The organism is Vibrio sp. 2096 (assembly GCF_033339595.1).
Lineage (GTDB): Bacteria > Pseudomonadota > Gammaproteobacteria > Enterobacterales > Vibrionaceae > Vibrio > Vibrio alginolyticus.
This window is the reverse complement of the sequence record NZ_JAWOUX010000004.1, coordinates 15,141-30,226: the sequence shown is the minus strand read 5'-3', so window position 1 is coordinate 30,226 and position 15,086 is coordinate 15,141. Positions and strand designations below refer to the sequence as shown.

Annotated in this window: 12 protein-coding genes; 6 read left to right on the top strand and 6 right to left on the bottom strand. The window is 46.0% G+C overall.

What is annotated here, in order from left to right:
- Positions 1-263: 263 nt before the first annotated feature.
- The gene (locus R7Q41_RS08885; RefSeq protein WP_005379132.1) at positions 264-1,199 is read right to left on the bottom strand and encodes a LysR family transcriptional regulator; all 936 of its coding nucleotides are present in this window, start codon (positions 1,197-1,199) and stop codon (positions 264-266) included.
- Positions 1,200-1,254: 55 nt separating this feature from the next.
- A complete protein-coding gene (locus R7Q41_RS08880) occupies positions 1,255-2,262 on the bottom strand; it encodes a substrate-binding domain-containing protein (protein ID WP_005379123.1) in 1,008 nt (335 codons plus the stop codon).
- Positions 2,263-2,481: 219 nt separating this feature from the next.
- Here R7Q41_RS08880 and R7Q41_RS08875 point away from each other — a divergent pair, with 219 nt between their 5' ends.
- The 6 genes from R7Q41_RS08875 (at position 2,482) to R7Q41_RS08850 (ending at position 10,174) form a co-directional block, all read left to right on the top strand.
- Positions 2,482-3,834, top strand: coding sequence for a serine/threonine-protein kinase (locus R7Q41_RS08875; protein WP_318071546.1), 1,353 nt, complete (start codon positions 2,482-2,484; stop codon positions 3,832-3,834).
- A gap of 13 nt (positions 3,835-3,847) precedes the next feature.
- Positions 3,848-5,320, top strand: a complete 1,473-nt coding sequence (locus R7Q41_RS08870; RefSeq protein WP_238952165.1) for a chromosome partitioning protein ParA — start codon at positions 3,848-3,850, stop codon at positions 5,318-5,320.
- Positions 5,321-5,322: 2 nt separating this feature from the next.
- Positions 5,323-5,895 carry a sigma-70 family RNA polymerase sigma factor gene (locus tag R7Q41_RS08865; RefSeq protein ID WP_005379118.1) on the top strand — a complete coding sequence of 191 codons (573 nt, stop codon included), beginning with the start codon at positions 5,323-5,325 and terminating at the stop codon, positions 5,893-5,895.
- 2 nt (positions 5,896-5,897) lie between these two features.
- Positions 5,898-7,457 carry a hypothetical protein gene (locus tag R7Q41_RS08860; protein WP_017821131.1) on the top strand — a complete coding sequence of 520 codons (1,560 nt, stop codon included), beginning with the start codon at positions 5,898-5,900 and terminating at the stop codon, positions 7,455-7,457.
- A 262-nt stretch (positions 7,458-7,719) separates the two neighbouring features.
- On the top strand, positions 7,720-10,041 hold the full coding sequence (locus tag R7Q41_RS08855) for an acid phosphatase (protein ID WP_318108463.1): 2,322 nt from the start codon (positions 7,720-7,722) through the stop codon (positions 10,039-10,041).
- A complete protein-coding gene (locus R7Q41_RS08850; RefSeq protein ID WP_012841245.1) occupies positions 10,031-10,174 on the top strand; it encodes a hypothetical protein in 144 nt (47 codons plus the stop codon). The genes R7Q41_RS08855 and R7Q41_RS08850 overlap by 11 nt, the downstream gene beginning before the upstream one ends.
- A gap of 75 nt (positions 10,175-10,249) precedes the next feature.
- Here R7Q41_RS08850 and R7Q41_RS08845 read toward each other — a convergent pair whose 3' ends face one another.
- The 4 genes from R7Q41_RS08845 to R7Q41_RS08830 all read right to left on the bottom strand — a co-directional run bounded on the left by R7Q41_RS08845 (position 10,250) and on the right by R7Q41_RS08830 (position 15,058).
- Positions 10,250-11,269 carry an SPOR domain-containing protein gene (locus R7Q41_RS08845; RefSeq protein WP_213910732.1) on the bottom strand — a complete coding sequence of 340 codons (1,020 nt, stop codon included), beginning with the start codon at positions 11,267-11,269 and terminating at the stop codon, positions 10,250-10,252.
- 157 nt (positions 11,270-11,426) lie between these two features.
- On the bottom strand, positions 11,427-12,377 hold the full coding sequence (locus R7Q41_RS08840) for an ABC transporter permease (protein WP_005384239.1): 951 nt from the start codon (positions 12,375-12,377) through the stop codon (positions 11,427-11,429).
- Between the two features lie 2 nt (positions 12,378-12,379).
- On the bottom strand, positions 12,380-13,357 hold the full coding sequence (locus tag R7Q41_RS08835; protein WP_005379110.1) for an ABC transporter permease: 978 nt from the start codon (positions 13,355-13,357) through the stop codon (positions 12,380-12,382).
- Positions 13,358-13,504: 147 nt separating this feature from the next.
- The gene (locus tag R7Q41_RS08830) at positions 13,505-15,058 is read right to left on the bottom strand and encodes an ABC transporter substrate-binding protein (RefSeq protein WP_005379109.1); all 1,554 of its coding nucleotides are present in this window, start codon (positions 15,056-15,058) and stop codon (positions 13,505-13,507) included.
- Between the last annotated feature and the right edge of the window lie 28 nt (positions 15,059-15,086).

Genomic DNA, 15,086 nt, shown 5'->3' with positions numbered 1-15,086 from the left:
TCCTCCATCAGAAATTAAAAAAATGCATAACGGAGAATGGTGAATGTCGCGTACCTGTATCGACATTCAAAAAGTTAAAAAGATAAAAATGAGCCACTTCTCCTGACTATTTGAGATAAGATTAGCGCTGGGTAGGAAAAAGAGACAGGTAATTGAGATATTCATTTTTGAATATCTTAAGAAGTAAGTTGTCTATGTAATCACACAATATTGATAAGGTTAAAGCATCTACTCTCTCATTCAGCCGATGCCATAAGGTGACGTCACTGCGTAAAAATCAGCGGCGTATTGAGGGTTTGTCGCACCACTTTATGTAGGTGTCTGTGCAAAGGATGGTTGCGGTTGGTTTGAAGGAAACCGCCAGAGACAACAAACTGGCTAAACTCACGATTAACGGGTGGCATTGCGTAAGAGGCGAGTTCTGGCATCAACAATGCCGAGCTTTGACTGGCATACATAATCGCGTCGGTTTCTTGCAACATTTGGCAAGCCAAACGCAAATTATAGGACTTCAGTAACACTACTGGCTCATAACCCATGCGTCGATACTCGGACTCCACGGTACAAAGCGGTTTATATGACGCAGGCGCAGGCAAAGAGACGAGTGGTAGTTTGGACACCGTGTCCCAATCATTGCTGACTTTCGACAACGTTGGGTGGTTTTTGCGCGCCAAAATCACTCGTTTTTCAACGAATAACGGGCGCATGTAAATGTCTTTCGACAGCTCGGTCTCTTGGTCAAGAATGCAGTAATCGTGCTCACCTTCTAACATTTCATCGTGAGAGTAAGTATTCCAGCTGGAAAAGGCAAAGTGCGCTTTGGGAAAGGCTCGATGACAACCAGTGAGCAGTCGCTGCCCTTGCTCATCCATCAAATAAGGGTCAGTTACAATCGCAATCTGCCCTTGGTATTGCAGTGGGTCGAACACTTCAAATTCTTGCACCACTTTTTCCAGTGGTGCAACCATATTGTCGAACTCGGCGGCGAGACGAATCGCCATGGGTGATGGCTCTACCCCATGTGCTTTACGCACAAAAAGCGGGTCATCAAACACTTGCTTCAACTTCATCACGCCGCGGCTGGCGCTCGGTTGAGAAATGCCAAGCTGCATTGCGGCCAGCTTGATGCTGCGGTTTTCCACCACAGCTTTTAATAAACGCATTAAGTTGAGATCCAATGCATCCAGCTGATGTGCCATACCCTAACCTACCAATACCATTGATGAGCGAATACAAAGAGCAGTTAACAATTAGTTAAACACTCTCTCCCGACGTGATCTGATAACCCATATCGAAGACTTTTTCTTCTTGTGTTTCGCCTTTCAGGCGCGCAATTAATAGCTCTGCGCTCTTTACACCAATTTGGAAACGCGGCGTATCAACGCTGGTCAGTTTCGGGCTGATGGTTTGACCGATATCCAGCGCGTTATAGCCCGCCACTGCCAATTGCTGTGGAACTTGAATGCCACGTTGCTGCGCACTCAGCATGGTGCCAATTGCGATGTCATCGTTGGTACAGAACACCCCATCGAGCGTTGGGTGCATTTCCAGTGCGCGTTCGAGCAAATCATGCGCTAAAGAAAAACTAGAATGATCACCAGTTAATACATGTTTGGGTTCTAGCCCTGCTTCTGTCATCGCGCGATCGTAACCTTGCATCCGCAATTTGGTTCGCGTATCCAGACGCGCGCCAAAATAGACGATTGTACGCTTCCCCGTATCTAGCATCTGCTTAACCACGGTGTACGACGCATCTTCATGATCGAGTCCAACCGCCATATCAATCGGCTCCGATGGCAGTTCCATGGTTTCGACCACCGGAATGCCCGCATTTTTGATCATCTGTAATGTACGCGGCGTGTGATGGCTTTCAGTTAGAATAAGTCCATCGACTTGATAAGAGAGTAATGACGCGATCTTGCGCTCTTCTTCAAGCTCATCGTAGCTAAAATGCGCTAAAAGCGTCTCATAGCCATTGGCTTTGGTCACCATCTCTATGCCCTGAACAAAGGAAGCAAAAATTTGGTTGGACAAAGACGGCAGTAAAATACCAATGGCTTTACTGGAGGACTTTGACAACATCGCCGGTGCACGGTTTTCGATGTAACCCATCTCTTCAATCGCAGTCGCAATCTTAGCCCGAGTCTTTTCTGCCACCGACTCAGGGTTACGCATATAGCGTGAAACGGTCATCTTCGTGACGCCAACCTGGTCTGCGACATCCTGCAATGTCGTACGCGTTTTCTTATTCTGTTGAGCCATAAATATGTGATTTATCAGTAATGTTACAAGTAACATTATGACGAATAGACTCTCTGCCGACAAGCTCAGTGAAAATAATTCGCAAAATCATGACGTTATTACTCCATTAGCCATCAAATTGCGTTTCATGGATTGTGAATCAAAACCGAATAAATAAATGACATTTATATCAAAGTTCTTATAAAATGCCGTACCTAAAAGAATAAGACATTAGTCACAGTGCAGTTAGGCTCTAGCGAAACCCAGATTTACTACCACCTGCTTGATCTGGACGACTCCCAAAAGCAGCAATACCTCCAAGCATTGCAACGAAGTCAACCTGAGCTGTATCGACAACTCGTTCCTCTTTTAGCCAACGAGACACCGGAAGAACAACTAACGCAGTTACTTTATTTTGGTGCTCATCAGGCAACGAACCAAGACGTCGATCTAAGCGGAGAAATCATCAGTAAGTACCGCCTAACTCATGAGTTGGGGCGTGGTGGCATGGGTGTCGTATACGCAGCTCTACGTGCAGATGAAACGTTCGAGCAAGATCTGGCTATCAAGTTTATTCAAAGCAATTTGAGCAATGTGTTAGGGCAACGCGCACTCTTCGATGAAGCTCAACTTCTCGCGCGTCTAAACCATCCTTACATCGCGAAAGTGTTTGACGGCGGTCTCCATCAAGATTCGGTTTACATCGTGATGGAGCGGGTGTTTGGTCAAACTTTGGATGAGTACCTATCTGAAAATAAGCTAGAAAAAACGGAGAAGCTGCTGCTGTTTAAGCAGATCTGTCAGGCGATGGAGCACGCCCATCAGCACCAGGTTTTGCATGCCGATCTAAAACCAGAAAATATACTGATTGATCGTAGCAAGCGTCCCAAACTGCTTGACTTCAACTTGACTCAAAAAGCGCACTCTAACCGAGAAGACTCACCCTCAGCGCTGATTGCGTTTAGCCAAAATTTTGCTAGCCCAGAGCAGCAAGCAGGACTGGTTCTAACAGAGCAAAGCGACGTGTACTCCTTGGGCAAAATTCTCGCTTTGATGTTTCCATCACCAACAATTTGGTCTGATGTTTACTGGGTGATAAGACGCGCAACGCGTCCTGCCACTCAAATGCGATATACCGATGCTAGAGCATTGCGCATTGATATCGAAAGAATTATCGAACGCCGTCCAATCGAGCAGAAAAAAAACTGGCCATTGTATAGCGCCTTTCGCTTGGTACAGCGACGTCCCCTTGCTTCGGTATTGTCAGGCATCATTGTGCTCTCTGGTGTGTTATTTGGCAGCGCCATGATGCAAAAGAATATCCAGCTGCAACAAGAGAAGAAGATTGCAGAAGATATGATGTACGAAATGACTCGCCTCATCTTCCACGCGAAGGGGCAAAATGTCGAACATCTCTCAGTGAACTCCATGATGGAGTTAACACGAAGGCGGATACTCTCTAACCCTGATATCCCCAAACATATAAAACAAAAAATGTTGTTGGCGATGATGACACCGGTGCCAGAGAAGCACCTAACTACACCAATGAGTTGTCAGCCAAATTGTGCGTCTAAGGACAGCACCAACCAATAAGGCTTAAAACAAGATGTATACTCGTTCAGTGGTATTTTGGCTGTCTGCATTGACGGCTACGTCCACGTTGGCAGCAGACGTTTCAGCTGCCACTTCACACCCACCAGCTTCAACCTTGAAGCAAGGCTACTTTATCGACGCCCCAGTGACTGGCCTGTATTACAAAACCAGTTCCAATATCACTGGCGTCACTCAGCAAGGAGCATTTCATTACCAACCCGGTGATGTAATTAGCTTCTTCCTTGGTAACGATGATAAAGGTTATCTGCTGACGACCTTATCAAGCCAAGAAGTGCTGACGCCGACGATGGCGACAACCAAACCTAGCCGCAGCATCAATATGACGCGTCTGCTGCTTTCTCTCGACAGCACGCCTGAGAATCGTGAGGAAATTGTCCTAGCAAACCGTGTGCTGTCTGATCCTCACTTTCAAAGCCAGCTCAAAGGCCTTGATCTCAATTACCTGGATGACGCTAAACGCTACCTCAATCTCGATTGGGTATCTGTCAATGAGGCGATTGAGCACCTAAACGAAAGCCAGCAGTACATTGAAAAAAACTTTTCCTCTGATGAGATCATTTTTGAACCTCGCGACATGACGTTCAAAAACATCGTCATCAAAAAGAAGGATTGGCAAGGCCGCGCTTGTGCTTACGATCTACGCTATCAGCATCATCCCAAATATCGTCCTCCTATTGGTGAAACTCGATTCACTATCACCAAAGACTCATTGATTGAACACCCAAGCATTGGCGATCATTTTCAAGGCTGCTTCCTCTCGATGAAGCGCCCTATCACGGAAGATGTCGTCGAACCGATAAGCAAGTTTGCGGATTGGTTTAATATCGTTGGTTGTTCAATCACAGGGTGCACCCGCAACGACTTGAATGGCTTCTCTCTCGAAGACTTCGATGATGAAGGCGACTGGAAGTACCGCTCCGTTGCCCTCAATTTTGATCCGAGCACCGAGTTATTGATGGAAAAAGTACAAGGTCTCGGGCGTAAAAAAAACATCCAACACAATAACCGCACAGAAATGCTCTGGTTTACGTATCCCAATACTAGCGAACACGACATTGACTACCTCGGCGTGTGGCAGCAAACCGAATACCACCAACAGTCCATGACACAATCGTGCCTATTGATGCGCCATCAACAAGTCATGCGACTTCCGAAAAATACGGACACCTGCCCAACCGATACAAGCCTGTACACCCAAGATGTTACCCGCGAATTTGCCGACATGTGGTGGGTCAACAATAGCGCCCCCAAAGCCGAACTCGCGCAAATGAACGTCATGGTACGTTGGTCAACAACCCCATCCGAAATCAATTACACCACCTGGGAATACTTGCCAGCTGGTGCAACTTGGGAGCAAGGCATTTTATATCGCTATCAACAAAATGTTCTGCGCAACCAAGACGGTTCCGATCGCATTGAAACCCACACCATTTCTGAATTTGTCAAAGTGAGCGAGGATGTATAACCATGGCAACAGCAGTAGCACTGACACAAATCATTCAACAATGGCAATCTGGTGATAAACGAGCTGAGAGCGAGCTCTATCAGTTTGCTTATTTACAGTTGCGTAAGATCGCCCAACACGAGCGTGAACGAAATGCAGAAAAGTACGGCACCGACAACAAAGTACTGGCAGACAGCGTCAACAGCACCACAGCATTAATTCATGATGCTTACCTGAAAATGTCCAACTGCGACATGAGTGAAATTGAAACAAAGCGCGATTTCTTTTTGATGGCCGCCAAAGTGATGCGTCAAATCTTGATCGACAACGCACGCTCGCACCAAGCACAAAAGCGTCAACACATTACATTGATGAGAGATGAAGAAGATCGTTTCGAGCAATTGATTATCATGGATAAAGCTCTGGATAGTTTCAGTAGCCGCTATCCACGCCAATCGAGCGCACTCAAACTCAAGTATTTAATGGGCATGAAAAACCAAGAAATCAGTGAGCTACTCGAATGCAGCGCAAGCCTGATAGAGAAAGACCTCAAATTCTCTCGCAGTTGGCTACAATCACGAATGGCGCACACGTAATCATGAACAAAAAGCTTTGGATAATCGGCGCAGTATGCGTCGGTTTGTTCGGTATTTACTTCATTTCAAACAAACACAATTTGGCATCTGTGGAAGACTCGTCAGACAACGCCGACAAGTCAACCCAGCAAGCACATCGTCAATATGAGCGCACATCTTTAGTTGAAGTAAAGCAAGCGTTGACAGGTTCTGCGTTGGATCGCACTCATAAAAAAGCGGGAGATGACGCATTTAACTCCGCCCTTTTAGGACAACCAGGCCCTGTTACGAATCCATTTCATACCACAGAAGACAACACGTTTTACGAGTCAGCATTGGGTGATAAGAACAGCCGACCACAAGAGGACCCATCAGAGAATAATAAACCCATCATCAACCTCACTGTGGAACAGCAGCTACAAACCATTATTTATGCTTGGGAGCTGAAACAAAACTCTCCGGTGAGTTATTCGCTCAACCTTAACCAGCTTTTTGAAGACCCAGATGGCGATCTCCTCACCACTCAGATTTGGCTTGAAAACGCCAATGGGTTAAGAGTCCTCAACCAAGGACAAATGATGGTGCAAGGAGCGCCTGAGGAAATAAAAACCACCACATATTTGGCGGTAGCAGCGCGCGATGATTATCACGGTAATAGCGATCATGCATGGGTCACAACGCGCTTTGAGTTACCCGTTATCACACCCGATCAAAATGACACAGAACACTCGTTAGTTGGCGATGTAGTTTATCGCCTAGAGACGACACAAAATCTTGCAGGTATCGCGTACGCGTATGAAGTGGTGTATTGCGAGGCCTTTCAGTTTGAGGGGGGCGAAGTAAGTTATGCCGCCTCACACAACAAACGCCAGTGTCCTGAAAAGGGAGACTTGAAAAAAGTGGGCAAGTACAAAATCAGTGATGACTCGTTGATCGTTTATGTCCAAGGTGTACGCCAAATTTGGACCATCAAAAAAGAATACCCATCTCAGGTTCATGAAGATACTCGGAACTACTTCACCACCGTGTTTGATGGTAAACAATTCGAAAGCTATACCATGCAAAAGAACAAGCAGTCCATGGAAAAGCGCATCAATGTCCACACTGGCGAGTACGAATATCAAGGAACGTCGTTTGACTACCTCTTTCCAATTTCAGGAGGAGGTTACATAAACGGGACTGCTAGCAACTACATATTTGATAGAAGTGTTCAGGGTAACGAACCAGTGCACAAGCTGGACTCTGATCTCAATATGAAATCAAATCAACATGACCTATTTTGTCATGATTATTTATTTTACTGGTACAGCTCTATCGTAGCGGGGCGAGGAGAGTTTGCCGATATTATCTCTAGCTCAATGGATTTTGACGGCATAAATCCAATACATTGTGCTGAATGGCCAGATAATTACTGGCAACGAACATTTATGTTTTACAACCTTGAATACACAGATTACGACATATTCATTCCAGGCGAAGTCTACAGTTATGTGCTTAAACCTCACCCTCAATTTGCTGATCGCGTTGAGGAATTTAAGATCAACATGATTTATCACGCCCCTGTCCTTAGCGACACCCAATAAACCTTTTTTACCGGTGGTTATATTAACAAAACAATCATTCCCAAAATAAAACTGGAACCGTGATCAAATTATAAATTTTCCATCATAGACAAAAAATAGAAATAAATTTTACGGGTTTTGTGCGGATTTTCGTGTCTTGAACCTAAGCTCAATAGTCATTAAAAAGACACCACTCTCTTATATCTCACTAGTGAGATATAAAGAAAAAAATAATAAAAAAAGCGACTTTCTCATTCGGAAACGAAACAAGGACAAATAAATAATGAATAAGGTGAGTTTACTAGCAGCGTCAGTGGCTATCGCTCTTACAGGCTGTGGCGGTTCAGATGGTGGTTCAAACAGTGCTAACGACGGCGTTGTGATCACAGGTTTTGACGGCTACTTCAAGCATGCCGTTGTTTTTGAAGATACGAACAACAACGGCCAATGGGACACTCAAGAAACATTCCTTGGTCTGACCGATGAGAAAGGTCAACTGAAATTGGATGCAAAACCAGAAAGCACTCTAGCGCTACAGACCATCACACCAAACGGTGCAAAGCAGAAACAGCTCATCGCCTTGGATGCGAAAGAGTACGCTGGCAAATACACGGTTGATATGGATCATCCAGGCCAAGCTATGGCGCACGAAATCGTATTCCGTGCACCAACATCATCAAACGTGATTTCACCTATCACGGATCTTGTGGCGATTGAAATGGCAAAAGATCCAGCCATTAGTGAAGAAGATGCGAAAGCGAAAGTAAACCAAGCGCTAGGAGGCTCAGAAGAAGCACCAATTGATCTGTACAGTGATTTTGTTGAAGGTGCGACAAAAAACGCCGAACTACATAAAACCGCTCAGATTCTGACCGACTCGAAAGCACAAAACCCAACGAACTACGAGAAAAAAGCCACGGAGTTTGCTCAAGCGGCAAACCAAGAAGTGGAACGTCTTGTTGCATCTGGCGAAAACATCAATGACCCAAATCTACGTCCAATCATCACTGACGCGACCCCAGACAGCGACACCTTAGCACCTGAAACGGCAGTTAATAACAAGCTAACCATAAACAAAATCGTCGAAAAGGCAGCTAAAGATAAGCTAGAAAAACTACCAAAAATCGTACAAGGCGTGGACTTTGATGGCTTAGAGCTAGACATTGAAGGTCTATTTGCAGACAAAGACCAAAACCTTGTGACAACCAAACTGACGCACAGCTTTGCAGGCACAGGCATTGAAGTTGTGCAAACTGGCAACCTGATTGTTCTACATCCAACTGCAATCGTAGAGAAAGCTGGTGATTTTGAGATTGTTCTAACGGCGCAAGACATTGATTCGTCAGGTAAGGTTTTGGGTACGGTAAGCACCGTATTTCAGTTCGAAATCGAATCGGCAAACTTACCACCAATGGTTGTAGAAACAGAACAAGCGCGTCTGCAGTCCATCGTTGATGGTTGGTACCTACAACAAGGTGAAGTGTTTGAACAAACACTCGATATTTCTGGTTTGTTCCAAGATAAAGACGGTCAAATTACCGACTACTCAGCGGACTATGTAGACATTGAAGGTCTAACAGTATCTGAGGATGGTAATGCAATTATCACCATTAAAGGCACACCAACAAAAGCAGGTGAAGCTGGAGCAGTACTTGCGATTAGCGCAACAGATGGCCATACCGCGGTACAAATTGCGCTCAGCATGCCAACGGTTATCGAAGGCGTCACGCCACCACCAGTAGTACCGACTTTGGGCTTCACTCACGAGCACTTCAACGGTCAAGAATGGAAAATGGGTAGCTTTGCACAGAAAGATGGTGAAATTGGCTACGCCATGTTGATGCAAGATTCTGAAGGCCTACTATTCTGCTGGGGTTCAAACCACGATGAGATGAATCAAGAGTACAAAGCGAACATCAGTGACTTCCTAAAAGACACATGGGAACACGATGCTTACGCCATTCTTGCCGATCTGGACCAACAAACTGGTTACACGGAATACAACAATAAAGACTGTAACGACGTTGAGCTGAAAGACGGTAAGCTATACAACAGCTACGGCGACGAGTATGAAATGTTGTACCAGCACAAAACCGAGCATAACGGCACTCAAATGATCGTTAAAATATCAGATGATGAGCTGTTCTGGATGGACTCAAGCAATACCCCATTTGCAGAATCACTTTCGGTTGCAGAACACATCAAACACGGCACGGTAGAGCATGACTTGATGGTAGAAAGTAATGGCACAGGCGACGACACAGTCCTGAAATACTCGTCAGGTGCGTACGAATACGACACTGATACTTACAACTACACTTCGTTCATGCCAACAGGATTCCAAACTCCAGGTAATTGGGAAATCCAGAATGATGAAGACCGTGAACTGCTGATTCTAGAAGAAACAGGCTCAGAGTCAGATTACAAAACTCGTCATCGTTACATCAACCGCGATTTTGGTGACTTTTATATTGGTATTCGTTGGAGTAAAGAACAAAACGGTCATGAATCCGCACCGGAATATGGTCTGTACTCTAACAGCAAAGAAGCCATGACAAGCATCGCGAGTTCACTACCGATTTTGGAGCCTGGTGATGATGACTAAAGCAACCATCGTTAACCCTTGCTGTGATAGCGTGCATTTGCGTAGAAGACGCAGAACACTTTGGGAACGATTGGTCGGCATCAAAGAAGTGTATATCTGCTCTAACTGTCACAAAGAAACGCCACTCAAATAGCGATAATATTTGAGACCGCAAAAAAGCCCCGAACTCGGGGCTTTCTTCTATATTTTGACCACAATATCTGAGTCGTTATTTCACGCACACCACGTTCAATAATGAGGTCCCGGTGAGCTGATTGGGCTCACGATCGGCGAACAAACCTTTCTTATCTTTGCCCCAATACGGCAGTTGCAGTGGCCATTGATTTTTTTCCATCACCCCAGACGCCCTCAGCGCTTTAAACTCTGCAGGGTTAGCTAAGTTCATACCCAGTTGCTGACATACTTTGTGCGAGTTTTCGTAGTTGAGGCGGTTCCACGGCTTACCATGTTCCATGTAAAACTGATTATGGTGATCGAGTAAATATGGGACCACGTACGTTTTGCCCTGTACTGAAGTTCTCAACCGAACTTCAATGTTATCATTTCCAGTGACAATTGGCTTCGCTTTGGTCTTAGCAACAGGCGTAGACGAAGAGCTATCACGTGAACTTTTTGCCTTGGTATCTGGCTTCTCTGCCCGCGCTTTAAAGGCGTCGGTATCAGCTCGCACAGCAGGAACTGGCGCGGGTTTCGGGGTCACCGTCGGTGTTGGCTTAACCGAAGATGCGGCTGATTTCGACGATACAGTAGATTTAGGTGTAGGTGGTGTTACTGGTTGTTTCGTCCCTTTCCCAACCACTCGGATGAACGCCTCTTTGTAATTCGACAAGGTTTTGACTCCTCGTAAGTCATCCCTCGCATCAGACAATGCCTTGTAAGGTCCAATCAAACAGCGATAACCTTTGGATTCAGGCTTCATCCACACGTCGGTCGTAATCTTGCTGTAAAGCGGCTTTGCTTTCGCGAGTGACATTGGCTTTGGTAGTAATCCGCATTGAATCCAGTAGAGGTAGTTGCCTCCTTGCGGCACTTTCTTTCCCCATACTCCGTTACCAATTGGGCACGTTTTCTCAAGCATCGGTAATTCTTTCTCGCTGGCTTGAGTGGCTTGGCAAAGGAACTCCTCCGCCTCAACTGGATTAGAAAACTGGGCGCATACTAGCAACAAACCCAAAGCCAGGCTTGCTTGGAAGACGTTAGATGGGCGTTGGGCCTTCTTCATATCCATACACTTCACTCTAAATTAGTGGGTAAGGTCATCATGGCGGAAAAGCGCCAAAAAAATGTGAACAAAGAATAACTAGCAAAAAAAGAGCCGGAATTTGCATCCGGCTCTCAGTTTAGGAAGGAATTAAGCGAATTTACAACGCTTGGTGGGAAAATTCTTATCCTTTGTACAGTTTCGGGTTGAATACATCACGTAGCCAGTCGCCCAACAGGTTGATAACCAAAACCAATGTTACGAGCACGATGCCTGGGAAAGCAGTAATCCACCATGCACCAGAGAAGATGTAGTTAAAGCCGATGCTGATTAGCGCACCCAGTGACGGCTGATCGACTGGCAGACCCAAACCTAGGAATGACAGCGCCGCTTCCGACATGATTGCGTTCGCTACCTGTACCGTCGAGATAACCAAGATTGGCGATAGACAGTTTGGCAGAATGTGACGGAACATGATTCGCGGAGCTTTAAAGCCCATCACACGCGCCGCTTCGACGTATTCTTTCTTCTTCTCTGCCAATACCGAGGCACGAATAGTCCGTGCGTATTGCGGCCATTCAGCCACACCGATGATCACCACCAGCATCACCACTGCGTATTGGCTGTAAAAATCGCTGCCAAAGCTGGCTTTGAAAATGGCCGATACGATGATCGCCACCATCATGGTTGAGAACGATAGTTGAACATCCGCAAAGCGCATCAAGAAGCTATCGATACGACCACCGAAGTAACCCGCCGACAAACCAATGATGATACCCAGAATCAACTGAAGACCGACGGCTAAAAAGCCTATCGTCAAAGACAAACGAGAACCGTAAAGAATGGTCGATAAAATATCACGGCCTTGCTCATCAGTACCAAGAACAAAACGCTCATCGCCATCTTCCATCCACGAAGGTGGCAACTCAGAATCCATGATGTCGATAGACGTCAGATCGTACGGGTCTGTTGGCGCAAGAATCGGTGCAGCCAATGCCAATACTAAGAACATCATAAAGACGGTAAAACTCGCCATCGCCACTTTGTCGCGTTTGAAGTAATACAGAAAATCTGACTCTTTGAAACGCTGCCACGCTGATGGAGCAGGAGCTGGTGTTAAATTTGATTGGCTCATGATTAAGCTCCTTTTCCAGTTAGGTTCACAGTTGGGTTGATGATGCCGTACAGCAAGTCAACGATGGTATTGGTTACCACGAAGATCAGACCAACAAAGATAACGTAGGCAGTGATCAGCGGTGTATCTACACGGTTGATTGCCTCTAGGAAAAGGAAGCCAGTGCCCGGCCATTGGAACACGGTTTCAGTAAGAATGGTGTAGGCCACCATGGTACCAATCTGCACGCCACCTACCGTCAATACTGGTAGCATGGTGTTCTTAAGTGCATGTTGGTAATAAATCTTTTGTAAGTTCAAACCTTTTGCTTTGGCGAACTTAATGTATTCCGAACTCAGAACTTCCAGCATTTCTGAACGCACCAAGCGGATGAACAACGGCAGCATGATAGACGCTAGCGCAATACAAGGTAGGATGAGGTGCTTGATACCATCAATGGTAAAGAAGCCAGATTCCCAACCGAGTACGTTAGCGGTTTCACCTCGCCCATAGGAAGGCAACCAACCGAGTTCTATGGAGAAGACATACATCAGCATGATTGCGGTTAAGAACACCGGAATCGAGATACCGACACTGCTCATCGCCATGACAAATTTGGTAAAAACACTCTTAGGATGAATCGCAGAGTACACCCCAAGCGGAATAGAGAAAACAATGATGATAAGCGTCGCGCCAAACACGAGCTCTAATGTAGCTACCAGCTTGTCGAGAATCACCTCAACCGCAGGTCGCTTGAAAAAATATGAGGTACCCAAATCACCTTGCAGTGCATTACCCACAAAGCGCGTGTACTTTGTGATAAAGGGATCGTTCAGGCCCAAGTCGTCGCGTAGCGCTTGACGCTCCGATTCCGAAACCGACTGACCTACAAGCTCACGCAGCGGATCACCCAGGTTGTCCTGAATGGCAAACGCCACCAAACTGATCACAAACATCACTATCAGTGCCTGAAACAGGCGCTTGACCAGAAACGAAAACATTCCTTGCCCCTTAACTATCCATAGATCTCTAAATTAGAGAGAAAATTCAGTCTAAATAGCCAACTCAATCCGACTGAAACAAAACTGAGTCGAGTGCTTTAAGTTGAGGAGGGAAATCCATCCCTCCTCAAAGTCGACTAACCGTGATTATTCAACCACTAGGTCACCGAAGTAAGGCATTACCATTGGGTTAACGATATCTGCCGCTTTCACGTTAGACTTCGCGCCCCATGCTTCACTTTGCCAGTGTAGCGGTACGAATGCTGCGTCGTTGTATAGTGTCGCTTCTACGCCCTTCAGCATTTCTGCACGTTTCGCAGGGTCCGTCTCTACGTTCGCAGCTTCAACCACTTTGTCCATTTCTGGGTTTGAGTAGTAACCACAGTTGTACTGACCACGACCGGTTTCTTCGTTACGAGTCATAGTTAGGAACTCGTTGAAGTTCGCTGAGTCTTCTGTATCTGAGTGCCAACCGATCATCAGCATGTCTGCCGCACACTTGTCGAACTCAGGCCAGTACTGAGCTTTTGGCATGGTCTTCAGATCAACCTTGATACCGATCTTAGACAACATTGCCGCCGCCGCTTGTGCTACTTTCGCATCGTTCACGTAACGGTTGTTTGGTGCGATCATCGTTAGCGTCAGGCCGTTTTCGTAGCCCGCTTCTTTCATCAGTTCTTTCGCTTTCTTCAAATCGTAGCGAGGAACCAGTTTGTCATCGTGACCCACGTAACCTGCCGGGCTTTGCTGACCAGCAGCCGTTGCGAAGCCTTTCATGATTTTCTTCACGATACCTTCGTTATTGATTGCGTGAACAATCGCTTGGCGAACGCGAACGTCTTTCAATGCTTCGTTGCTGTTTTGGTTTAGTTGGAACGTGATGATACGAGTACCAGGTAGCGTAACTAGGTCGATGCCATCAGCATCTTCAACGCGTTTGTGGTCGTTTGGCGCTACAGGGTGAATCATGTCAACACCGCCAGAAAGCAGCGCTGCTACACGAGTCGCGTCTTCTTTGATTGGAACAAGTGTTAGCTTATCAACGTTACCTTTCGACTCTTTGTCCCAGTAATCTTTAAAGCGTTCAAATTCCACTTTTACGCCCTGCTCACGTGATGTCACGATGAACGGACCCGTGCCAGAAACGTTAGTCGATGCAAATGAGTTACCGTGCTTCACTAGTTCAGACTTGTCTTTGCCGTCTGCGGTTTTACCCGTGTAGAACTTGCTGTCCATAGGGAAAATGTACGTTGCGGTTTGCAACACTAGTGGGTAAGGACCTTTAGTTACAAGATCGAACGTGTTGTCGTCAACTTTGACGATTTTTTCGTACGGGTCGAAGATGTTTTTAAAGTCAGGAGAGCTTTGTAAACGCTGGAACGTCCACACGACGTCGTCAGCCGTTAGAGTATTGCCAGAATGGAATTTCACACCTTCACGCAGTTTGAAACGAACAGTCGTATCGTTAATACGTTCCCAGCTTTCTGCTAGACGAGGCTCGAAATCCATTTTTTGAGTAAAGCGAACCAACGGATCAAATACCATGTGTGACATTTGCAGTGTGCCACCTGATAGCTGCTCATGTGGGTCAAGCGATACTGGGTCAGCTGCATAGCCAACTTTGATATCTGCTGCCATTGCGTTAAAGCTTAGGCCCGCAGCCATTAGCGCCACTGCTAATTTGCTTTTCATGGTTTTCATTTGCATAACTCCTTCATGCGGGGATACG

Coding starts and splice junctions, on each gene's coding strand:
- R7Q41_RS08885 (WP_005379132.1), bottom strand. CDS start 1,199: ATGGCACATCAGCTGGATGCATTGGATCTCAACTTAATGCGTTTATTA.
- R7Q41_RS08880 (WP_005379123.1), bottom strand. CDS start 2,262: ATGGCTCAACAGAATAAGAAAACGCGTACGACATTGCAGGATGTCGCA.
- R7Q41_RS08870 (WP_238952165.1), top strand. CDS start 3,848: ATGTATACTCGTTCAGTGGTATTTTGGCTGTCTGCATTGACGGCTACG.
- R7Q41_RS08865 (WP_005379118.1), top strand. CDS start 5,323: ATGGCAACAGCAGTAGCACTGACACAAATCATTCAACAATGGCAATCT.
- R7Q41_RS08860 (WP_017821131.1), top strand. CDS start 5,898: ATGAACAAAAAGCTTTGGATAATCGGCGCAGTATGCGTCGGTTTGTTC.
- R7Q41_RS08855 (WP_318108463.1), top strand. CDS start 7,720: ATGAATAAGGTGAGTTTACTAGCAGCGTCAGTGGCTATCGCTCTTACA.
- R7Q41_RS08850 (WP_012841245.1), top strand. CDS start 10,031: ATGATGACTAAAGCAACCATCGTTAACCCTTGCTGTGATAGCGTGCAT.
- R7Q41_RS08845 (WP_213910732.1), bottom strand. CDS start 11,269: ATGGATATGAAGAAGGCCCAACGCCCATCTAACGTCTTCCAAGCAAGC.
- R7Q41_RS08840 (WP_005384239.1), bottom strand. CDS start 12,377: ATGAGCCAATCAAATTTAACACCAGCTCCTGCTCCATCAGCGTGGCAG.
- R7Q41_RS08835 (WP_005379110.1), bottom strand. CDS start 13,357: ATGTTTTCGTTTCTGGTCAAGCGCCTGTTTCAGGCACTGATAGTGATG.
- R7Q41_RS08830 (WP_005379109.1), bottom strand. CDS start 15,058: ATGAAAACCATGAAAAGCAAATTAGCAGTGGCGCTAATGGCTGCGGGC.